Consider the following 21,208-nt stretch of genomic DNA (forward strand, 5'->3'; position numbering starts at 1 on the left):
GCCAGGAAAGGCTGGGCCGGCAGCCCCTGACACGCCCGGGCCATACACACATTTCTGCCTATAACCCAGGTTTAGCACTTCTAGGCAAACCAAAAAGGCCCCCTGATCTAAAATTTTCTTAGATCAGGGGGCCTTACTAGTTGCGGGGGCAAGATTTGAACTTGCGACCTCCGGGTTATGAGCCCGGCGAGCTACCGAACTGCTCCACCCCGCGTTGGGTTTCCCGTTTCCGGGACTTGTTTATCTTACATGCAGGCAATCCTGCGACCAAATCGGCGGCGGGGCCAGGATGTACATCCTGACTCCGCCGCCGATTTACCGGTCTAAGTTGTCGACCCTAGTCAGCCAACTGCGATTCCAGCTCGAAGAGCTCGTCGAGGGTGTCCTCGAAATCGACCTCAAGCTGACGGTAGGTGGAGAGGTCACCCTCAGCGAAGGCTTCATTCCGGTCAGCCCAAATTTCGGCTGCCTGCTGACGAAGCTCCTCCAGACGCTCCTCATCACCCTCGGCGGCAGGAGTCTCTTCCTGCTCATCCTCGTCCTCATCTTCGGGAGCGGTCGCCTCTTCGGTTTCGGCTGGGGCTTCCTCTTCTTCCTCGACCATGCCCTCAGCCCCTTCGACGGCATCCGCGTCGACGAGTTCCTCGACCTCGTCGGCGTCGACGCCGGCACCCTCAGCGGCCTCAACTCCGGCGTCGCCACCGAATACCATGTCAAGAGCGTCCTGCAGGGTGTCACCGTAGCCGACGTTCTCACCGAAGGCGACAAGCACCATCCGCAGCGCAGGGTAGGCGGCACCAGTCCCTGTAGCCTGAACGTAAACGGGTTGGATATTCAGAATGCCTTCCGCGGCAGGCATCGAGATCATATTGCCGCGAAGCACCTGCGACCCACCAAGCTCCAGGACGTTCAGCTGAGAGGCGATAGTGGAGTTTGAGTCGAAGTTCGCCTGGGTCTGTCCTGGCCCGGGCACTGCGGTGTCTCGTGGAAGCTCCAGCATCCGCAGCGTCCCGTAGTCCTCATTCTTGACGCCGGCTTCACCGGTGCCGGCGTCACCTGATGCTGCGAGGAAGCCATAGAGCACGTTGCGCTGCTGACCGTCTGTCTCCGTCGCAGGGATGAAGGTAGACGTCAGCGAGAAGCTGGGCTCCTCCTGCTCCGGCATCTGCAGTGTCATGTAGTAGGGAGGCTGGGAATCTCCGCCCTCCCGCGTGGGGTCCTCCGGAACTGACCAGGCGTCGTTACCCTCGTAGAAATCGTTCGGAGCGTCAACGTGATACTCCGTGAGCAGCTGACGCTGGATCCGGAACATGTCCTCCGGGTAGCGAACGTGGTCCATCAACTCCGCGCTCATTTCCGAGTACGGCTCCAACGATGACGGGAAAATCTGCTGCCATGCCTGCAGAATCGGGTCTTCATCATCCCAAGCGTAGAGAGTGACGGATCCGTCATAGGCGTCAACGGTTGCCTTCACCGAATTCCGAATGTAGTTCACCTGACCGGTCAACTGTGGGGCGCCCTGCGTCAGTGCGTCCTGAGTCGCGGACTCCAATTGCTGCTCAGCTGAGTACGGGAAATCGTTAGATGTGGTGTAACCCTCCACAATCCATTTGATTCTTCCGTCGACGATCGCTGGATAGATGTTCTGGTCAACTTCCAGGTACGGAGCCACCTTTTCCACTCGCTCGCGAGGGTGGCGATCATAAAGAATCTGAGATTCTTCGTTCACGTCGCCGGCCAAGAAGATCTCCGGAGACTGGAAGTTCAGCGAGTAGATCAACCTGTTGAACAGGTTACCCACGGACGGCCCACCGTCACCGGTGAACGTGTACTGAGTGTCCTGACCCTCATCGCCCGTATCTGCGGCTCCTTCACCTTCCTCGTCATCGGTGAGTTCGACTGCAGGACGGTCGAGTTCACGGGGGGCCGCACCCTCTGGGGCCCCAACGATCGAGTATTGCGGAGTGGATTCGCCGAAGTAAATGCGCGGCTCGTAGTCCTCATCGCTCGCCAGATCACCCGTGGTAGGAATGCCCTGCAGACTGAAGTCCGGACGTCCCTCCGGGGTCACTGTGTTCGAGTTGGCCGCAACGAGTCCATACCCGTGGGTGTAGACCAGGTGCTGGTTGACCCAGGATCCCTCAGGAGCATTGACCTCACGAGCAGCGATCACGGTGTCGAACGTTTCACCGTCAATCTCATAACGGTCAAAACTCAGCGTGTCCGGGAAGGTGTAGTACTGGCGGAACTGCTGGAACTGCCGGAAGGCGGCAGAGACCAGGTTCGGGTCCAGGAGACGGATGTTCTGAATATTGGGAGCGTCCCCAGACAGGGCGCCCTCCTCGGCCTCCTGGGTGGCCCGGTAGTTGATCTTGTTCAGATCATCCAGGCCGTAGGCGTAGCGCGTCATTTCCATATTGCGCTCGATGTATTCGGCTTCCAGTGACTGCTCAGTGGGCCGTACTTGGTATTCCTGAACCAGGAAGGGCAGCACGCCGGTACCGATGATTGCCGTCACAATGAGCATCGCGGTACCGATGATCGAGAACCGCCAGCGGGCGGTGATCGCAGTGATGATGAAGACCAGGGCCACAAGAACTGCGGCGATGGCCAGAATAGTCTGAGCGGGGATCACAGCGTTGACGTCAGTGTAGAGCGCACCCGCCCACGTACCACCCTGGTCTTGCAGCGTCGCGTAGCGACCCAACCACCAGTTGACGCCCTGCAGAAGGACGAATACGGCGGCGACGATGGCCACGTGCCACCGTGCTGCCTTTTCCACGACAACCTTGCCGTTACCTTCGATCCGTATGGAACCGAACAGGTAGTGGCAGAGTATGCCTGCGATTCCAGCGACGAGAACGGCCGAGATGAGGAAGCCATTGACGAAACTGAGGAAGGGCAGGGTGAAAATGAAGAAGCTGAAGTCCAGACCGAATTCTGGGTCGGTCTGCCCGAATGATTCTTGGTTGAAGAACAGCATCACCTGCTGCCAGTTGGCCTGAGCTGCTGTACCAGCGAAAAGCCCCATAAGAGTCGGAAGACCGAAGATCAGCAGTCGGCGCATAGATGTCAGGGTCGACTGATACCGGTTGACGGCCTCACCTAGTTGGCCCTCAAGTCCCAGCGGACGGGTACGGAAAGCCATAAAGAGGCTCAACCACACCAGTGCAGCCATGACAACGAAAGCCACCGCGAAGAGTGAGGACCGGGCTAGCCACTCGGTCCAGAAGACCTCGGAGTAGCCCAGATGGGAGTACCAGATGACCTCCGCGTAGAACCCGGAGAATGCCACGAAGGCACCCAAGAGGGCCGCGATGATGATGATGGTGATAATCAGCGCGGAGGGACGACGCCGCCCCCCGGAACTGTTTTTCTGCGGACCATCGCCACTGGAGCCGTCGTCGCCTCCACGATTACCGCCATTACCCGCGCCGGAGCCGAAGATACCCCCGGAGAAGGGGTTCGAATTGCCGAATCCCTGTGAGAAGCTCAACGTCTGTCCTCATCTCTATATGTACTCATTTTAGGTGCAAGTGTGCCGGATTCTCACCGGCCGCAGGGCGAAAGCCCTGCGAGAAAGTCCTCATCGCTGTCTCTGACGGCGGCAAGTATCTCGACGGCCTGATTAGCGTCTTCGACCCCATAAACTTCCAATCCGTTCGGAAGCCTGCCTTCCAGCTCATCACAGTTATCCCGTGGAGCCAAGAAATACTCGGCCCCCTGGCTGCGTGCACCGGCGACCTTCTGAGCAATGCCGCCGATTGCGCCAACAGTCCCGTCCGGGTCAACTGTCCCCGTACCGGCCCAATCTGCGCCTCCGGTGAGTGATTCCTCAGTCATGGTGTCAATGATCCCCAAAGTGAACATCAGTCCAGCGGAGGGTCCTCCAACGTCTTCGAGCTGGATATCCGCTTGGACCGGGAAATCGAACTCGCTGCCCAACAAGATGCCGACGTAATACTCACCATCAGCTTCCTGGTAGGTGGGGGCCTCCACTTCGACGTGTTCCCCGTCTCGAATTAAAGTCAATTCTATCGGTTCGCCGGCCGCATCATTGACTACCTGACGCAGTCCTTCTATGCCGGTGACTTCCTCGCCCCCGGCGTCGAGCAGGATATCCCCAGCAGAAAGGGATTCGTGGGTTCCCGCTGCGATGGCCTCTTCGGTGAAATCCATGACCGACAGCTCCACCGCGTAGTCCACCTGTAAGTAGTCCAGGGCAGCGGCGAGGGCAAGTTCCTGCGATGACGCCATGGCCGCGGTGTTCCGTTGGCGTACCTCTTCTTCAGTGGTCCCGGAAGGATAAATCAACTCATGGGGAGTCATATCTACGCTGGGTGAGAGCCAACCCCGGATTGCGTCAGGTACTCGAACGGTGGAAGTCGGGGCACCGTTGACGTAGACCGTTGTCAGCGCGAGAGTGCCTTCGGTCTCGTAGCTCGACGCGCCCTCGACGGCGATGACCGGCTGATCGTCAATCTCTGCGATGGTGTCGAAGATTGGTCCGGGAGACTCCAGCAGATAGGCGCTGGGGAGAGCCAGCGCGACCAGGCTAGCTGCCAGGGCACCTCCACCCGAGACAATCTGAACCGTCTTGCGTAGGCTCACGCACGATCTCCGGAGTCGCCGCCCGGGCCGTCGTAGCCACCATCCAGCAGTTTCTTGAGCTCGTCATCAATTTTCTCGGTCTCGGCCTGACGCTCCGCCCTTCGGTTGTGGAAACCGGAAGGATCGTCCAGATCGGCTTCATCTGGCTGGAGGTCGGGATGGGACCAGACTTCATCGCGGCCTGCGACACCGTCCTGCTCGCGAAGGTGAGCCCACAGGGCGGCAGCGTCTCGGAGTCTGCGTGGACGAAGCTCGAGCCCTACCAAGGCGGCGAAGGCAGCTTCGGCCGGACCGCCAGTAGCACGTCGGCGGTTCATGGTCTCGCGGAGCTTCTCGATAGAGGGCAGGTGTGCACCGGCCTGGGCAACGACGTCGTCCACCCACCCCTCAACGAGCGCCAAAGTAGTTTCGATCCTCGTCAAAGCCGCTTCCTGCATGGGTGTTCGGTCGGCTTGGAAAAGCCCTTCGCCGAAGAGATCCTCCATCTCTTGAGGGTTCGACGGGTCGATCTGGCTTGCAGCCTCTTCCACACGCTCCATATTGATGTGAATGCCAGCTGCATATTGGGCTACGGCGTTGAAAAGGTCATCCTCCAACCATGGGGCCCTCACGAACAGGCGCATACGCGCAGCTTCCCTCAGTGCCAGGTACAGGAGAACCTCTTCGTCTTCGACTTGCAGACCCTGGCCGAAGCTTTTGATGTTCGCCGGCACGAGCGCCATGGTCGATCCTGCAAGTGGCAGCCCGATGTCGGAACCGGAATGAACTTCACCAGCGAGCTCACCGATGGCCTGGCCGATTTGCGCTCCGAAGGCCACCCCGCCCATGCGCTCCATCATATTCGCTACCTGCCCGGCAGCGTCCGGGGGCAACATTGCTTTCATTTCTTCAGGGAGGTTAACGCCTTCACCATCCTCGAGCTGCTGGCGCACGACCTGCCCCATTGCTCGTCCCACAGATTCAGCGACAGGTTCGGTAAGCCGCTGCCATGATTCAAAGGTTTGCTCGATCCACTGCTTGCGGCTCAGGCCCTGCCCGATGGCGCCGATGGCTTCGAAACTGGTGGCCTCGTTGAGCCACATCTCTGCGAGGCGGAGCGCATCATCGACTTGTTTGCCTTCGACCGGGGTGACAGCGGCGTCGTCGCTGCCCAGAGCTGAGACTGCAGCGTTTTTGGTGAGTTCCCAGTTGACGGTCTCATCGCCCTGGTTCTGCATGGCGGAGAACATTTGCTGAACTTGGCCCATGATCTGTTGCATCATCTGGGGGTCGCCAAAGCCGGGGGGCAGCTGAGAGGGGTCGAAGCCGGGGGGAAATCCGGGGAAACCACCGCTGGGCGCCCCGGAGTCTTGACCTCGCCCGCCGGGCGTCCCTGTGAATCCTATGGAGGGACCTGAGTCATCCTTAGAGGAATCATCGTCCCCGGTGCCGGACTTGTCGCCAAAAGCCTCACCGAAGAGTTTGCGCAGAAACTCTTCTTCATTCGGCTCGCGGCGCTCGTTGTCGTCGGGCTGATCAGACATCGCTGGCTCCTGCTCCAGTTGAGACAAAGCGTGAAACTAAAGGGTATCCCTGGAGCCTGGAGAATGGTGCCTCCGTTCGCTCACAGCCCGACCAGGCCATCTTCGGTGGATTCCTCAGCTTCATCACAACATGCGCAGCTACGTCTGCGACGTGTTCTGACACGGGAAACACGACCCGTGGCAGCATCGGCGATCAGCCCAGCGCCCAGTACGGCAGCTGTGGCCATGCCGTCGATCAACACCGAGATCTGATGAGCTGCCAGAGCTGCTGCAGCCTCATCCAGCGGACTAGCTGTCCCGAGATCCTGTGGGGGCGCTTCGGCAGCCAACCGGCCTATTCCCATGCAGTCGCTGCACACCAGAGAGTCCTGCAGCAGAAGCGGTCCGATCCGCCAACCGGATTCGGCGACCAGTAGTGTCAGCACCCCGGGCGATTCCTCTAGGGCGCGGTGGAGAACGGCAGCGGGCACCTTCCGTCGAAAGGCAAGAACATGAAGATCTGCTCCGCTGATGGATGATTCAGCTGGGGCTTCTACGACAGCGGTCTCCTCTGACCTCGAGGTCAGTAGCTCTGCGGCAGCCTCCGTCCGGGGCCTTCCGATGTCGAAGGTACGAAAACCTGCGTCCCGAGGACCCACGGGGTTGTCATCCCGCAGGACCAGCGTTCCAATCCTGCAGTCCACGATGTGCTCAGCGAGGCGAAAACCTGCGGTGCCGAGCCCCTCCACGATGACGGTCGCGAGTCTGCGCCTCGCTCGGCAGACCACTACTGGATCGAGTGTGCTTGTGGCTCCAGCAACGGGCATGTGATCTTCTTCCTGTTTGAATGTTTTTGGTCTCATTTATTATCTACAGGTGAAGCTTTGGCGGTCGAGTTTTCCACAGGTCTGAATGTCCGCTCGGCGTACACTGGCCACCGATGGCACAACAGCAGCACACAATTCAGGTGGACGGCGAAGACGTGATCGTGATTCGCTCCGCCAAACGGCGACGCACGGTGAGTGCGGATCTTTCAGGTGGCGAGCTCCGGCTGCGCGTGCCGATGCGGCTTTCCCGCAGCGACATCGAAACGCACGCCCGTGCTTTCCGCAAGCGACTGGCGACCCGCGCCGCCCGCGCTGGAAGCAGCGACGAGGCCCTCATGGTCAGAGCACGGGAACTGGCTGTTCAGTATCTGGGCGCCTCAGCCATGCCTGCCTCGGTGTCCTGGTCGGATCGACAGCGGAAGCGCTGGGGCTCGACCACCTCCACGACGGGAGAAATTCGCCTCTCCTCCCGGTTGCGGAACATGCCGGGATGGGTTGTTGACTCTGTGCTGATCCACGAGTTGGCACATCTGATCGAGCCAGGACACGGACCCCAGTTTCAGGAGCTGGTGTCACGGTACCCGCGGACCAAGGAAGCAGACGCGTTCCTGGCGGGTGTTACCTGGACCGACCAGCACCGCTAGAACTTCAGAAGTTCTGCAAGGCGCTTGAGGACGAGAGCACCCGAAGAGCCCCGAGCTACGCGGCTCCGCTGAATTCCCGGAGGGCGGCTCTGAGGCGATCACCGTGTTGTTCCAGCTTGCGCTGACCAATGCCGGGGATGGCCAAGAGCTCCTCATCAGTTCGCGGCTTTTTCTCTGCGATCATCTCTAGCGTGGCGTCGCTGAAGACCATGAACGCGGGCAGCCCCAGTTCCTTGGAATAGCTCAAACGCCAGGCGCGCAGTGATTCAAAAGCTTCCTCATCGTAGCGGGGCGGACACTCCGCACACCTCCGACGTGAGATTTCGGCGCCGACCGTGAGCACTTCTCCGCAGCCGGCGCAGACGGCGGCTTTGCGCTTGCGCGCTGCTGCGTTGACGCTGAGCTTTCCGCTCCCCGGGGCGATCCGCCGCGTAGGTGCTTCCAGCCCGAGCTCCTTGCGCAGCGGGATGAGGAACCGGGAGCTCTTGCGCCGACCACGGCCACCCGGATGCCGCGCCGCGGCTGAGGACAGGTACAGGAGCGTCTTGGCCCTCGTGATCCCCACGTACAACAGGCGGCGCTCCTCGTCGAGCTCCCGCTGGGTTTGAGCAAACGTGATGGGCATCAGGCCTTCGCACAATCCCACCAGGAACACCGCTTCCCATTCCAGCCCTTTGGCTGAGTGCAACGATGCCAAGGTCACACCCTCGACCGTTGGCGCGTGTTGAGCGGCTGAACGTTCGTCCAGCTCGCCAATAAAGGTTTTCAGCGTCAGGCCTGCACGTTCAGCGTCCATCCGCTCCGCCAGGGACACCAATGCGGCCAGTGATTCCCACCGTTCACGCCGGGCCCCAGCCGAAGAGGGCGCCTCACGAGACCAGCCGATAGAGGAAAGCACACCCCGGACAGCATCAGGCACCGAGTCGACAGAATCCTCGGCGATGAGCGAACTGGTGCGCAGCGCGGCAATCCCTTCCCGCACTTCAGGACGGGAGAAGAACCGTTCTGATCCACGAAGCTGGTATGAGATCCCGGCTGTAGCTAGGGCCTGCTCGAGAACCTGGGATTGCCCATTGGTGCGGTAGAGCACTGCGATCTCACTCAATGGCGTTCCTGCTTTGGTCGCCTCGGCGACTTTCTCGGCAACCCACGATGCTTCGGCGTCGTCGTCAGCGTGCTCGGTCACCTCAGCTGCGGGGCCCGCCGCGCGCTGAGAGATGAGCTGAAGGGGGGCCGGCCAGGGTGCCTCTCCCCCAGGACGACGGTCCGCCAGGAGCGTGTTGGCGAGCTTGACCACCTCAGGCGTGGAGCGATAGTCCCGCACCAGCTTCACCACATCAGCGTTCGGGTACCGGCGCCGGAAGGTCAGGAGGTAGTCGGGGGTCGCGCCGGTGAAGGAGTATATGGTCTGCGCGGCATCACCGACTACACAGAGCTCATCCCGCCCGCCGAGCCACAGGTCCAGCAGGCGCTGCTGCAGCGGGGAGACGTCCTGGTACTCATCGACGATGAAATGCCGGTATTGCTGTCTGACCTGGGCTGCTACCCGCTCGTCGGATTCGAGCATGCCGACGGTGAACAGCAGGACATCCTCGAAGTCCATCAGGTGACGGTCTTCTTTGATGTCCTCATATGCCTGGTAGAGCCGAGCGAACGCCTGATGGTCGACTCCGGCGGGGGCTTCCCGATCCTTCGCCTGGGTGAGATACCCTTCCGGGGTCAGAGTGGAAACCTTTGCCCATTCGATTTCGGAGGCAAAATCGCGCAGACCTGCACGATCAGTGGTCATGCGGAGCCGTTTGGCGGCCTCAGCCAGGAGCTTGATCTTGTAGTCCAGGATCTGCGGCAGCGTCCCGCCGATGGTCATGGGCCAGAAGTACTGCAACTGCCGCAGGGCAGCGGCGTGAAAGGTTCTGGCCTGAACCCCTGGGGCTCCCAGGGCGGCCAGCCGCGAGCGCATCTCGGCGGCCGCGCGGGCAGTGAAGGTCACCGCCAGCACACGGTGCGGATCATAGACTCCGGCCCGCACCCCGTAGGCGATGCGGTGGGTGATGGCTCGAGTTTTGCCGGTTCCGGCGCCGGCGAGGATGCACAGCGGCCCGGTGAGTGTGGAGGCTGCTGCTCGCTGCTCGGCGTCCAACCCGTCGAGGACGGCTTCCGGAGGGGCCTCCTGCACTGCGTAGGTCATGGGCTCTACCGTACCGCCGGGACCGGAGCTGTCGACGTCGTTTTCCACAGTCTTCCGCGTTGCATGCCCGTTCTTGGCCCTGTGGTGGCTAGGCTGAGGTCCGTGCGATGGACTTCGATGGAATTGGCTGCCCTGGCGACCCGTGCGGTGCCGGGTCTCTCACCGACCGGTGTAGCCGATGCTCCCGATGATGCCCGGGACTTCATGTCCGCCGTGGTGGTGGACGGTTCGGGGAACCGCTGGCGAGTCCGTGGCCCCCAGCATCAGCAAGCGGCTATGCGCCTGGAGACTGAGGTGCAGGTACTGCGCGGGTTCTCCACCGCGATTCGCGCGGAGCTGCCGTTCCGTGTGCCGAGCGTAGCCGGCGCCACCCGCGTCGAGGACATGCGGGTGTTCGTGTACAACCACCTCCCCGGTGAGCCAGTGGAGTTGCCAGATTTAGTCCGTGCGAGCCCTGAACTCATTGAAGACTTGGGCCGAACAATGGCTGCGGTGCATGACCTCTCCGAAACTGTGGTGGACCATGCTGATCTTCCGGGATACAGCGCAGAGCGTGTTCGGCAACGCCGTCTCAATGAGCTCGACGCCGCCGCGTCCACCGGACAAGTGCCCCCGCTCCTGTTGCGGCGCTGGGAACGCGCTATGGAGGACAAAGCGTTGTGGGACTTTGCGCCCACCGTGGTCCATGGCGACCTTCACGAGGACAATCTGCTCATTGAGGGCGAACGAGTGATGGCTGTCACCGGCTGGACCGACCTGCATGTGGGAGATCCTGCCGATGACCTGGCCTGGCTCATCGCCTCACCTGAGCAGACTTTCAGCGACCGAGTGCTGGCTGCCTACACTGCTCAGCGCCGCACTGCGCCGGATGAGCATGTGCTGCGACGGGCTGCGCTCTCTGCAGAGTTCGCGCTCGCCCAGTGGATGATCCGCGGGACCACTGGTGGTAACGAGCAGATGGTTGAGGAAGCTACTGGACTGCTCAAGCAGTTGGCGTCCGACATCGAAACCTACGGTGGGCGGCCCATTGCGCTTGACCCACCCGAAGAAGACAAGCCTCAGGCGCCGGCCGACACTCAGGACTCTAAGCCGGTGAGGCGCGCCGGCGCGGCCGCGACAATCGCGGGTGCTGGGGCATGGGACGCCTCCGACGATGATGGTGAACCGGCCTTCATCACGGATGCTGACGTGGCAGAAGCGGACCCAAGCGATGGTGCCGCGGAACAGGAGACCGGTGTGGTGACCCCTGTTCCTGCACATGCAGCGCCGCGGCCTGTTGCCACGCAGCGAACCGCCTCCGACGACGATCCCCTCACCGAAGAAATCCCGGCCTATGTAGACGACGCTGGCGAGTTCGACCTGCCCGCCCCTGTGACGGGCTCGCTGCCGATTCAGCCCGATCACGACTCTGAGCGCAGAGCTAAACAGAAGAACTTCTTCCCGTCCTCTGCAGCCTCGGCCGCTAGCGCACGGTCGGCGAGCTCTTCAGCTTCGTCATCCTCAGCGTCGTCGGCCATCTCATCTGCCTCTGCGCAGTCGGCGCCATCGGCAGTTTCGGCCGCCTCGGGCGCTTCCGCTGAACCGGTGGGTTCAGCGGCCGAATCAGCTGCGAGCCCAGCTGAGGCGTCGTCGTCCTCAATTTATGAGCGTCACCCAGGACTGCGTCCACCGGGCTCCTGATCCGCTGGTCATTTTAACTTGATGATTCGGGAATGATCCTGCACGGAGCGCGGTTGGGTTTGCGGTGACTAAGAACCACATGACCCGTACCCAAATGGCCTGGGCGATTTTGGCGCTTGCCACAGGCGGTTTCGCGATCGGTGTCACCGAGTTCGCCATTATGGGGTTGCAGCGTGAGATCGTGCTGGATCTCGACGTCAGTTACGGCCAGGGCGGCCTGTTGGTCTCTGCCTACGCGGTCGGCGTGGTGGTGGGCGCGCCGGTTCTGGCTCTGATGGGCGCCAAACGGGAGCGGAAGGCCTACGCCTTATTTCTGCTGGTGCTGTTCATCATTGCGCACATACTGAGCTTCGTCGCCCCAAATTTTGAGACTCTGTTGGTGGGGCGTTTCCTCTCCGGGTTACCCCATGGCGCCTACTTCGCCACTGCGGCACTGATGAGCGCGCAGATGGTGGGTCCTGCCAAGCGTGGGCGTGCGATCGCTGTGGTGCTGTCAGGGCTAGCAATCGCCAATGTCTCCGGGGTTCCCGCGGTGACTTGGATCGGGCAGTTGTTCGGGTGGCGTTGGATGTTCCTGATCGTGGCTGGTTTGGCCGGTCTGACGATGCTGGCGGTCGCCTTTCTTGCACCTCGCCAGGACGCCCCGGCGGGCGCGTCCGTGAAGGGCGAGCTGCGGGCATTGGCCAATCAGCGGCTGTGGGTAGGTATTGGCCTGGCAGTGATCGGGTTCTCAGGAATGTTCGCGATCTACACATACCTGTCCCATGTGGCTGTTGAGGTGACGGGCTTCAGCGACAGCGCTCTCCCTTGGGTCGTGTTCATTTTCGGTGCCGGTATGGTCATCGGCACGTTCATGGGTGGCTGGGCCACTGATAAGTCGGTACTGGGCACGGTGCTGATCGCGATGATCATGGTCGCACTGTTTATGGCGTTGTTCGCGGCGTTGGCTCATATTCCGTGGGTGATGTTGATTCTGCTGTTCTGTGTGGGTGTCTCGTCATCGAACCTCAGCCCCGCGATGCAGACCCATCTCATTGATACCGCACCTAAGGCTCCGCAGCTTGCCGCAAGTTTCCACCATTCAGCTTTCAACGCTGCGAATGCTTTGGGCGCGATTGTTGGTGGTGTGACCATTGACATGGGGCTGGGGCTGCGGGCACCTGCCTACGCGGGGGCGATCGCGGCGAGTGTGGGCGTGCTGATCGCCTTGTACGCGATTTGGTTGACCAAGCGCGCTGGGCAGAAGGTGTGATGACGACGACGCGTCAGCGGCCCTGTTACTTCCGGACGCCGGTGAGAGCCGGCTTGCCGGTCACCTGAGAAGGCGGCGTCGTAGACTCCTGATATGACGGATACGACGAAGGCGCTGTTGCGGTCAATCCGCGCATTGACCGGTAGCTCCCAAGCACTTGATGGGTCGAATCTTCCGGATGACCCGGTGGAGTTGTTCTTGTGGTGGCTCCAAGAGGCGCTGGATGCTGGTGTTGAGGAGTCCCGCACTATGGCGTTGTCCACAGTTGACGCTGAGGGTGTTCCAGATTCGCGGATGCTGATTCTCAAGGAAGTGGATGCGCAGGGGTGGGCATTCGCCAGCACCGCATCGAGCCGGAAGGGTCAGCAGCTGCGCGATTGTCCTGCAGCCGCGTTGACGCTGTGGTGGCAACCGGTGATGCGGTCGGTGCGTGTGCGTGGCCGAGTGGTGGAGGCTGAGCGTGAAGAGAGCGTTGCCGATCTCCAGGCACGCAGTCCGGCGGCGCAGGCATTGGTTTCTGCCGATGATTGGACTCTGTGGCGCGTAGTGCCGGATCGTGTGGAATTTTGGCAGGGCTCTCCGGATCGTGCGCATACTCGCGTCATCTATACGCCTGAGGGGTCATCGTGGCGCGCGGAGGTTGCTGAGGAGTAGTTCCGGCCTCTTTTAGCCGCCGCTGATGATCGCTTCTACTGCGCTGACCTCAGCGAGGTTGTCAGGCGAGTGGACGGTGTCCCGGTCGAGATAGACAAAGTGCCCCCAAATGTTTTCCATTGGCACGCTGTAGAGCCTGCTGAAGGCAATCCTGTACACCGCGAGCTGTAGTTCTTTTTCTTCCATTTCCGGCCCCTTGGGCACATCCCCGGTTTTCCAATCGACGAGATCGAATGTGCAGGCGGCCATTTTCTGGTCCCGCTCAGCTCGGGGAAGTCCGGTCCAGGTTTCGAAGATCTGGTGGCTCAGCGCTGTCCCATGGGAGTCTCTGGCGAAGACGGCGTCGATCCTGCCGCGCAGCGTAGTACCGGCCAGGGTGGTTTCCAGAGGGATTTCGACGGCGAATGCGGGGTGGGCTGCCCAGGGACTGTTTTGGTAGCTGGCTCGGACGCGTTCCAGTTCAAGACGTCCGTCGAGGTCTTCTTCGGCGTGGGTGGCGAAGAGCTCGTCGATATCGGGCAGTGATGCTTGGACCTCGAGGACCTGCTCGATGATCGCGTGGATGGCTGTGCCGCGCCGGGCTGCAGAGGATGGTTTCTGCGGTATGGGGCGGCGTGCCTGTTCCAGGACGTGTGCACGGTCCTGCTGCAGTTGCACCACGGATGAGGCGGAGAGCTGCTTGGGCAGATGTAGTGAGCGGGTTGATGAGCGGCGCTGTTCAGCGCGTTGGATCACCAATCGTGCTTGCTCAGCCCAGGGGTTAGCTTCCTGGCCGGTGAGATCTGCCGGTTCTGCGAGGTTCTCTGCGAGGTTTTCTGCGACCAGCTCAGCGGCCTTCGTCAGGGCTGGACGCCGACTGGCCCGCGGTGGCGCTGGATCTGCGGGGTCTATGTCTTGGTATGTGTCGATTGAAGTGGGGTCTTGGAGATCTGCTTTGATCAGGCGCTGTTGCCGGATGGGGAGTTCTTCTAGCGGGTCGTAGGGCCATGTGGCGCTGAGGGTGATGTTGGCCAGTGGGTTCTGCTGTTCCGGATCGTACTCGTGCCAGCCAAGCTCAGTGAACCGCTCTGTGGCTGAGGTTTCTTGGGAGAGATCACGGATGTTCTGCAGGAAGGGTGAGGGCTCTTGGCCTCCAGAGGCGCCGTAGAAACATGCCCCGGTGCATAGGAGTCGTGTTTTGGCCCTGGTCATGGCGACGTAGGCCAGACGACGGTCTTCTTCTTCGCTGAACTCCACGCAGTCGTCTTTGTAGACGGGCCCCTCATAGTTCTTCAAGGAACTCGTGGCGCCTGCTGAGCGCGCCCAGACCTGGGCTGTGCGTTTATCGGTGTCTTCGATCTGGTCACTGACCCATTGGGGCAACGACTCGGAGTCTCCACGCAGGGGCCATGGGAGATCACCGTCTTTTTTGGTCCAGTTGGTGGCCATTCTGGCCATGCGTGGGAATCGATCCCGGCGCAGTCCGGCGACGGCTACGACGTCCCATTCCAGCCCTTTGGAGGCGTGGACTGTCAGGAGCTGCACTGCACCTGGTTGGGGATCGGCTGCCGCCTGTTCTAGGCCTCTTTCCTGGTGCGCCGCAGCGTTGAGCCATTCGAGGAAGCCTGTGAGGTCTTGACTTGCTGAGGAGGCGGCGAACGATTCGGCATATTCGATGAGGGCATCGAGTTGCCTGGTGGGATGGCTTCCCACTTCCCAGGGGCGTGCTGAGACTTCGACTCCGAGGCCGGTTTCGTGAATGATCCGCTGGATGAGACTGCCGAGGTCGAGGTGGAGGAGTTCTCGCAGTGTTCTGAATTGGTCCCTGGCTTGGGAGAGCCGGATCGTGCCCTCTGCGGAGAATCCGCGCCGGACGGTCTCTTCAGCGGTCGGGTCAAAGTGGTCGAGGGCCTCAATCAGTGAGGGCATCTCATCGAGCTCCGGTTCCAGGGAGCTCTGTGTATCGTCATCGTCTTTGGTGGGGCTCCCGTTGCGTTGATGAGCCCGTCCGGATGCGCTGCGGCCCAGCAGGTACAGGTCTTTGGGTCCTATTCGGAAACGGGATCCTCCGAGGATCCGGATGAGTTCATCTGAGCGCTTAGGGTCCGAGAGCACCCGCAGGTATGAGAGCAGTTCGACTATTTCAGGCCGGTAGAGCAGCCCGGACAGGCCGGCGAGTTCGTGGGGGATGCCACTGCGGCGCAGGGCGTCGGCGATCTTCGCCAGTTGGCCGTGTGTTGTGGCGAGGACTGCACACTCAGGGGATTCTTCGCCTGCGGGTACCTCGAGTGCGGACCGCATTTCTTCAACGATCGCTGCGGTCTCTTCCTCCTCGGTGGGGAAGAATCCGAAGGAAACATGCCCGTCGGCTACGCTACTGGGCGGCACGATGCGTTGTGCCGGTGCTTGTTCGCCTTCGGTTCCTTCAGTGAGTGGTATTCCTTCCTGGCTTAGGATCCGCCCTTGAGTGTCCATGCGGTCAGCGGTAATGAGTTCTCTGAGTTGGCGGCGTAGATGGCCGGTGCCGCGATGCCACGTGGGCCCTGTGGTTTCGGTGTACAGGGTGAAGGGTTTGACGATCTCATTGGCGGCATCCAGGATGCTGCGGCCGTTACGCCATGCGATGGTCAGCTGTTTGAGTTCCGCGGAACGGGTGCGGCCTGTGCGTGTGTCTCGGGCGGGGAACATCTGGGGGAATTGAAAGAGCTGCCCGGCTGAAGCCCCCCTGAACCCGTAAATGGACTGGTTGGGGTCTCCGACGGCTGTGACCGCGTGGCCAGTACCTCTGCCGAAAAGATCAGCGAAGAGCTTCAGCTGTGCGTGGGAGGTGTCCTGAAACTCATCAAGCAGGACGACCTTGTACTTTTCACGTTCCCGGGCTCGAACGGGTGAATCTTCTGTTGAGGCCAGTTGCGCCGCGTAACGGAGGAGGTCTCCGTGGTCAATGAAGGCTTCGGCTTGTTTGGCGTCTTGGTACTGGGCTGCGAGCTTGGCCGTCTCCCGGCGTAGCCTGAGCGTATTGAGCAGGTTTTGTCCTTGTTGGTTAAGGTGTTCTTCCCATTGCTCTGCCCGCGCAATTTCTATGTCCAACCAGCTGATGACCTCTGTGGGCGTTTTGAGGTGCTCTGCCATGTCTTGGGAGAGTTTCAGCACCTGCTCGGGGAGCGAGTTGGAGTTGGCATCAGCGCGGATGAGCGCTGCCCCGTCCTCATAGTTGGTGATGAGGTCGGTGATGATTTGCCAGGATTGTGCGCCCCCGATGAGCTCTGACTCGGGCTCCAGCCCAATGTGGAGTCCATATTCGCTGACCAAGGAGTGGGCGTAGGAGTGGTACGTGGAGATGGTGGGTTCGACCACGCTGGTGAGATCGAGGTCGGGGTGGTCCCCATTGCCGTATGCTGCGCTGCGCAGCTCAGGTGGTATGAGGTCTTCGGCCCGGATGAGTTCGGTGTCGACGAGTTTCTTGAGCTTCTCGGTGACGCGCTCGGCGAGCTCACCGGCAGCCTTGCGAGTGAAGGTGACTCCGAGAATCTCTGGTGGTGTGACGAGCCCGTTGGCGACGAGGTAGACCACTCGGTCAGCCATGGTGGCGGTCTTTCCGGAGCCTGCCCCAGCGACCACCAGCATGGGTTCTAGTCCAGATTCGATAACGGCGCATTGTTCGGGGGTCGGGGTGAACTCTCCGAGGGCTTCTGCGATGTCTGCGGGGGTGAATCTCAGTGAGTTTTGGTGCAATGTCATGGCTGCGTCACCTGCTTTGCTTCCTCGCAGAGGGGACAGAGCGGTCCGACGCGGCAGGTGCTCCACCGTCCTGTTCCGGCATTGGCGTCCGCTCTTGCTTCAAAGGTCGGTTGAGTCATGGCGTGTACTGCTTGCTGGAGTTGTTTAAAGGGCCACGCTTGAGGCTCATGGAGAGGCACTGCTTCCTGCTCTCGGACGGCGGCGTGCTTGTTCGTTGCCACGTAGAGCAGTGCCGCCTTTTCCACTCCTCCGAGCGTTTTGAGGGTGGGGTCCCCTGCCGCTAGCAGCTGGTAGAGACCGAGTTGGGGGTGGCGTTGCGTTTCTTCCTGGCTTGGCGCTTTGCCGCCGGTCTTGAGGTCTACGATGTGTAATTTGCCGCCGTCACGCTCAATGCGGTCGATTTCTCCTTTGATGACTACTCTGCCGGTGCCTGTGGCACCTTCAACGTCAATGCTGGTGGAGGCACTTGTTTCGGTTCCGACGACTTCTCGGTTGCCTACTCGGACGTGATAGCCGGCTAGTTGCCGGAGCATGTCTCGGGCTTGGGCTTTCCTGGCTTCACCTTCCCAACCTTCTAGCCTCAGTTCCGGCCAGCGGCGCTCCAGGACGTGGTGCAGTTTCTGGATGTCGGTCTCTTCAGGGTGCGCTTCGGCGATGGAGTGGATGAGCGTTCCAAGCATGCGGTTGAAGTCGGTGGGCTCGGTACCGCCTGCCCGGGTCGTGAACCATTGCAGGGGCTGGGTGATGGCGGTTTGGACCGTTGAGGGTGACACGGTCAGTTCCTCATCTGCGCCGAAAATCGGTTCAGTGCTGGTCAGCTGGGGTAGGCCCCACCATGAGCTCGGGTTCGCACCGGCAATGTTGTGCGACGCGAGAGCGGCGAGCGCCTGGGCGGCATTCTGGTCCGTCGGGTCTGCTTCGAGAGTCCGGCGTAGATCGGCTATGAGGGACGCTTCGGTCAGGGGACGGATCTCGGTCTCCGTGGGGGATGGCCGGTGCTCAGCGACTGTGATCAGGTCGAGTAACGTGCTGGGTCGGTTTTCTTGGTTCTCCACCGCTACCGCGAAGAGTCGGTGTGTTGCCCGGGATATAGCCGATGCGAAGAGGCGGTATTCGTCCTGGAGCGTTTGCATCCGCTTGACCATGAGGCTTCGGCTTGCGGCACTGCTCTGTCCTTCAGCGACGTCGGCGAGTTCCCTGCTGCGAAGAAGCTCCCCACGGGGTTGGGCGTTGGGCCAGACACCTTGTTGGAGGTCTAGGACTATCACCGAGTTGAAGTGCCGACCTGCCGCTGTGGTGGGGGTCAGCACCTCCACGGCGTCGTCGTCCGCGACAGTCTGTGCCAGCGTATCCATGGGCAGCTCAAGTCTCTGCATGTGGTCAGCGAAACCGGCAGCGGTCCCTTGGGGGTTCTGTTGTTCGTATCTTTCGGCGGCGTGGAAGAGCGCCAGGACGGCGTCGAGGTCCCGGTCCGCCCTCTCTGCATCCCATCCTGGGTGTTTGGTGGCTTCCCGCCAGGCCTCGGCCAATCCGGCAGCGTCCCATATTTCCCACAGCAGTTCACCGGGCCGGGTTAGCCCGGTTTCTGCCGCGGCGCGTGCGGCCTGGAGCATGCGGGCAAGGCGTTTCAGCCCATTGGCCGGGGTTTCCGGACGGTCTCCTGTGGCGGGCAGAGCGATGGTGTTGAGGATGGTGTCCTGCGGGTTGTGAGCAGCGGCCAGAATAAGCTCGTCAGAGCTTCGGGCATCCCGGTTCTCAGCTGTGGCGAGTCTGCGCTCATGCCGTCGCAGGTCCTGCCTCAACCGCCGGAAACTCAGGGCGTCACCGATCCCGTAGCGAGAATCGGCGAGTTCTAGAACCTCACCGAGGCTGAGTGCGGGCTCGGAAGTGTCACGTCCTTGGCTGGCCCATGCCAAGACTCTCAGAAGCGGCGCCACTGCTGGCTCCTGATTGAGCACGATGTCACGCATGGACTGACGGACCGGGATTCCGTGGGCAGCCAGCACCCTTCCTGTGCGCCGAGCTGTACTTCCGCTCCGCGCAATGACCGCAATCTGATGGAACGGAACCTTTCCGTGGTCGTACCGGCGGAGAATTTCGGCTAGAACCGCACGCTCAGCGGCATGATCGCTGACCACCGTGACTGCATCGGCAGAACCACCTGACGAGGTCTCTTCCAGATTTCCGTGGAGGTAGGTTTGCCACATGCGGCGAAGGGAAGTTTCCGCCGGCGCTGAGATCCGTTGAACGGTCCGGGAGTAGACCTGAGCGATCCGACCGGCCATACCGTGTGACTCCGCCAGCGTGTGTACCTGTGGGTCTTGGCCGTAGAGGCCCAGACGTGGGTCAGCTGCCATGAGTTCGCGCCAGCCCTTGAGCTTGTCCGGTCTGGCCCCCCGGAATCCCTGTGTCACAGCATCGGGATTGGCCAAAGCGAGTACCGGTCTGCCGGCGCCGATGAGTCTCAGCAAGCGGTAGACACTAGGGCTGGCTTCTTGGACGTCGTCAATGATGATGTGCATCAGCCGGTTGCGCTCCGCGTCCAGCAGTTCAGGGTTGTTCTCCAGAAGGCGAGCTGCCTCGCTCATAAGGCCTGCCGGGTCGTAGGCATCTTCGAAATCTGCTGAGCTGAACCTCTCGAGGTAGCGTGAATAGACTTCGGCCGCAACCTGCCACTCAGGGACCTGCTGCTGGCGTGCCGTTGTTGCGAGCCAGGTGGGGGTGATGCCATGTTCCCGGGCGCGGTCGAGCAGTTCGCGAACTTCCTTACGGAATCCGTCTGCCTTGGTTGCCTCACGCAGGCCTGTGGGCCAACGGTTCACAGCACCCTCGGTGATCATGTCCTGGAGGATGTCCCGGATGATGTGGTCTTGCTCTGCGCCTGAGAGCAGGCGGGGTGTCTGGGCGCTGAAGGTGAGCATCTTGCGGCGTCGTGCTTCCCCAAGCACCCAAAAGGCATACGAGGCAAATGAGCGTGAGGGCTGCTCGCTGAGAGCGGCCTCTGGAGCTTCTGCACCCCAACGTGATTCGATCTCATCCCTCAGATAAGCAGAAGAATCGCGGGTCGGTGACAGGACCAGGAGGTTGCGGGAGTCTTCACCGCTGCGCAAGAAATCCAGCGCTGAGTCGACCGCCAGAGTGGTTTTGCCCGACCCAGGTGCACCATAGACGAGCGTGGGACGCTGGGGAGCCAACAACCCACCCATACTGTGCTCACTCATGCTCTCTCCTTGTGAGTTCATCTGCTCCGACTTGGGTCCTCTTCTGCGCGTTCCAGACTTTCATGGAGTGCTCATCACAGGCTACGTGCACTCACGGACATTCTCTGGCTCCGGCCAGGTGCTCGCCGCCATATCCGGCCTCCCCGGTATGGTGACGAGCATGGAAAGTGAAGCTCTGTTTGATCTCCATCCCGCGAGTGGCTCCTGGCACCGTCAGCGCCGAGTGGGATTCGACCTCGAAACCACCTCACGGTTCCCCTCCGAGGCCCGGATCGTGTCGGCTGCGTTGGTGACCTGTGATCCTGACGACTCTGCTTCTCCTCGAGTACGTGAATGGTTGGTGGATCCAGGTGTCGAGATCCCCCAGGAGACGGTCGAGATCCACGGCATCAGCACTGAGTACGCTCGGGAGCACGGCCAGGATGCAGCTGAGGCTGTCGCGGAACTGCTAGCTGCCTTGACTCGCGAGTTCGTCTCCGGTGCCGCCGTGGTGGTGATGAATGCCCCTTATGATCTGGCCGTGCTGCGCGGCGAGGCTGACCGATACGGCTTGGAATTCCCGACCCCGAAGCCAATCATTGACCCCCTGGTCATTGACAAGCAGGTGGACAAGTACCGCCGGGGTAAGCGTCGGCTGCCTGATCTCTGCGGTGTTCACGGTGTGCAGTTAGCTGAGGCTCACTCCGCAGCACCCGATGCCCTCGCAGCCGTGCAGGTCGCTGACTGCCAAGCAGAGAAGTACCCGGAACTTCAGATGCCCGCCCATGAGATCCACGCTCTTCAAATGGGGTGGAAAGCGGACCAGGCTGAAGATTTTCAGGCTTACCTGCGTAAGCAGGGAAAGGCCGACGCCGTGATCGATGGGGCGTGGCCCCTCTAAAGGGGACACACCGAGGCTTAAGTGCGCGA

12 protein-coding genes and 1 tRNA gene are annotated in these 21,208 nt (G+C 61.3%); 5 read left to right on the top strand and 8 right to left on the bottom strand.

The features are described from left to right. Positions 1 to 140 precede the first annotated feature (140 nt). From FEF26_RS11935 to FEF26_RS11955, 5 genes are all read right to left on the bottom strand, one after another. Positions 141 to 214, bottom strand: a tRNA-Met gene (locus FEF26_RS11935). Between the two features lie 123 nt (positions 215 to 337). Next, a complete protein-coding gene (locus tag FEF26_RS11940) occupies positions 338 to 3,496 on the bottom strand; it encodes a UPF0182 family membrane protein (RefSeq protein WP_138253769.1) in 3,159 nt (1,052 codons plus the stop codon). 53 nt (positions 3,497 to 3,549) lie between these two features. Further along, positions 3,550 to 4,611 (bottom strand): YlbL family protein, encoded by a 1,062-nt coding sequence (locus tag FEF26_RS11945; protein ID WP_138253770.1) that lies wholly within the window; start codon positions 4,609 to 4,611, stop codon positions 3,550 to 3,552. After that, positions 4,608 to 6,134, bottom strand: coding sequence for a zinc-dependent metalloprotease (locus FEF26_RS11950; protein WP_138253771.1), 1,527 nt, complete (start codon positions 6,132 to 6,134; stop codon positions 4,608 to 4,610). Before FEF26_RS11950 ends, FEF26_RS11945 begins: the two co-directional genes overlap by 4 nt. 80 nt (positions 6,135 to 6,214) lie before the next feature. Next, complete coding sequence (locus tag FEF26_RS11955; protein ID WP_138253772.1) at positions 6,215 to 6,940, bottom strand: hypothetical protein; 726 nt, start codon at positions 6,938 to 6,940, stop codon at positions 6,215 to 6,217. Positions 6,941 to 7,053: 113 nt separating this feature from the next. Between FEF26_RS11955 and FEF26_RS11960 the strand changes: the two genes are divergently transcribed. Continuing rightward, a complete protein-coding gene (locus tag FEF26_RS11960) occupies positions 7,054 to 7,584 on the top strand; it encodes a M48 family metallopeptidase (RefSeq protein WP_138253773.1) in 531 nt (176 codons plus the stop codon). A 55-nt stretch (positions 7,585 to 7,639) separates the two neighbouring features. On the opposite strand, the gene FEF26_RS11965 is transcribed toward FEF26_RS11960, so the two are convergent. Next, entirely contained in the window at positions 7,640 to 9,772 is a 2,133-nt protein-coding gene (locus tag FEF26_RS11965; RefSeq protein ID WP_138253774.1) for an ATP-dependent DNA helicase UvrD2, read from the bottom strand. Between the two features lie 102 nt (positions 9,773 to 9,874). Here FEF26_RS11965 and FEF26_RS15955 point away from each other — a divergent pair, with 102 nt between their 5' ends. The 3 genes from FEF26_RS15955 (at position 9,875) to FEF26_RS11980 (ending at position 13,358) form a co-directional block, all read left to right on the top strand. Next, the gene (locus FEF26_RS15955) at positions 9,875 to 11,452 is read left to right on the top strand and encodes a macrolide 2'-phosphotransferase (RefSeq protein ID WP_243730564.1); all 1,578 of its coding nucleotides are present in this window, start codon (positions 9,875 to 9,877) and stop codon (positions 11,450 to 11,452) included. A gap of 79 nt (positions 11,453 to 11,531) precedes the next feature. Beyond that, positions 11,532 to 12,704, top strand: coding sequence for an MFS transporter (locus FEF26_RS11975; protein ID WP_138253775.1), 1,173 nt, complete (start codon positions 11,532 to 11,534; stop codon positions 12,702 to 12,704). 93 nt (positions 12,705 to 12,797) lie between these two features. Next, positions 12,798 to 13,358, top strand: coding sequence for a pyridoxine/pyridoxamine 5'-phosphate oxidase (locus FEF26_RS11980; protein ID WP_138253776.1), 561 nt, complete (start codon positions 12,798 to 12,800; stop codon positions 13,356 to 13,358). 12 nt (positions 13,359 to 13,370) lie between these two features. Here the strand turns inward: FEF26_RS11980 and FEF26_RS11985 are convergent, their stop codons facing one another. Continuing rightward, positions 13,371 to 17,078 (bottom strand): ATP-dependent helicase, encoded by a 3,708-nt coding sequence (locus FEF26_RS11985; RefSeq protein ID WP_138253777.1) that lies wholly within the window; start codon positions 17,076 to 17,078, stop codon positions 13,371 to 13,373. Continuing rightward, positions 17,075 to 20,299 carry an ATP-dependent helicase gene (locus FEF26_RS11990; protein WP_166433022.1) on the bottom strand — a complete coding sequence of 1,075 codons (3,225 nt, stop codon included), beginning with the start codon at positions 20,297 to 20,299 and terminating at the stop codon, positions 17,075 to 17,077. Before FEF26_RS11990 ends, FEF26_RS11985 begins: the two co-directional genes overlap by 4 nt. Here FEF26_RS11990 and FEF26_RS11995 point away from each other — a divergent pair. Then, positions 20,298 to 21,179: a 3'-5' exonuclease gene (locus tag FEF26_RS11995; protein WP_243730565.1), complete on the top strand. Its 882-nt coding sequence runs from the start codon at positions 20,298 to 20,300 to the stop codon at positions 21,177 to 21,179. The genes FEF26_RS11990 and FEF26_RS11995 overlap by 2 nt on opposite strands. The last annotated feature ends 29 nt before the right edge of the window (positions 21,180 to 21,208 follow it).

Origin of the sequence: Nesterenkonia salmonea (assembly GCF_005771525.1) — a bacterium.
In the GTDB taxonomy this organism is placed as follows: Bacteria; Actinomycetota; Actinomycetes; order Actinomycetales; family Micrococcaceae; genus Nesterenkonia; species Nesterenkonia salmonea.

Coding starts and splice junctions, on each gene's coding strand:
- FEF26_RS11950 (WP_138253771.1), bottom strand. CDS start 6,134: ATGTCTGATCAGCCCGACGACAACGAGCGCCGCGAGCCGAATGAAGAA.
- FEF26_RS11955 (WP_138253772.1), bottom strand. CDS start 6,940: ATGCCCGTTGCTGGAGCCACAAGCACACTCGATCCAGTAGTGGTCTGC.
- FEF26_RS11960 (WP_138253773.1), top strand. CDS start 7,054: ATGGCACAACAGCAGCACACAATTCAGGTGGACGGCGAAGACGTGATC.
- FEF26_RS11965 (WP_138253774.1), bottom strand. CDS start 9,772: ATGACCTACGCAGTGCAGGAGGCCCCTCCGGAAGCCGTCCTCGACGGG.
- FEF26_RS11975 (WP_138253775.1), top strand. CDS start 11,532: ATGACCCGTACCCAAATGGCCTGGGCGATTTTGGCGCTTGCCACAGGC.
- FEF26_RS11980 (WP_138253776.1), top strand. CDS start 12,798: ATGACGGATACGACGAAGGCGCTGTTGCGGTCAATCCGCGCATTGACC.
- FEF26_RS11985 (WP_138253777.1), bottom strand. CDS start 17,078: ATGACATTGCACCAAAACTCACTGAGATTCACCCCCGCAGACATCGCA.
- FEF26_RS11995 (WP_243730565.1), top strand. CDS start 20,298: ATGCTCTCTCCTTGTGAGTTCATCTGCTCCGACTTGGGTCCTCTTCTG.
- FEF26_RS11990 (WP_166433022.1), bottom strand. CDS start 20,299: ATGAGTGAGCACAGTATGGGTGGGTTGTTGGCTCCCCAGCGTCCCACG.